This is a genomic window from Bartonella vinsonii subsp. berkhoffii ATCC 51672 (assembly GCF_902825225.1).
GTDB lineage: Bacteria > Pseudomonadota > Alphaproteobacteria > Rhizobiales > Rhizobiaceae > Bartonella > Bartonella berkhoffii.
Genome location: NZ_CADEAK010000182.1, coordinates 1 through 435 on the forward strand (window position 1 = coordinate 1; position 435 = coordinate 435).

Genomic DNA, 435 nt, shown 5'->3' on the forward strand with positions numbered 1-435 from the left:
TAGCGAATGTCTGCGCGAGTGAGCCTATTAAAATTGGTGTTTACCTTCCATTAAGTGGACAAAATGCATTTGGAGGTCAGCTTGAAATGAGAGGTATACAGCTGGCACATAAAAAAATCCCAGAAATACTGGGACGTAAAGTAGAACTCATTATCATTGATAATAAATCCGATAAAGTAGAAGCAGCTAACGCTGTTATGCGCTTAACTGCTAGTGAGAAAGTTAGCGGAATCATTGGTAGTTATGGCTCTTCACTCTCGTTGGCTGGTGGAGAAATATCTGAAAAAGAAAAGACTCCGGCTATTGCAACCTCTTCAACGAGTCCGCTTGTTACACAAGGCAAAAAATATTATTTTCGTGCTTGCTTTATTGACTCCTATCAAGGTATAGGAATTGCAACCTATGTAGCTCAGACTTTACAGGTAAAAAAGGCAG

At 39.8% G+C, this 435-nt stretch carries 1 protein-coding gene; it reads left to right on the forward strand.

Translation table 11 applies throughout. From position 1 onward, the window contains the following. A partial coding sequence (locus J7R10_RS08840) for an ABC transporter substrate-binding protein (protein WP_208436489.1) occupies positions 1-435 on the forward strand: 435 nt, incomplete at both ends.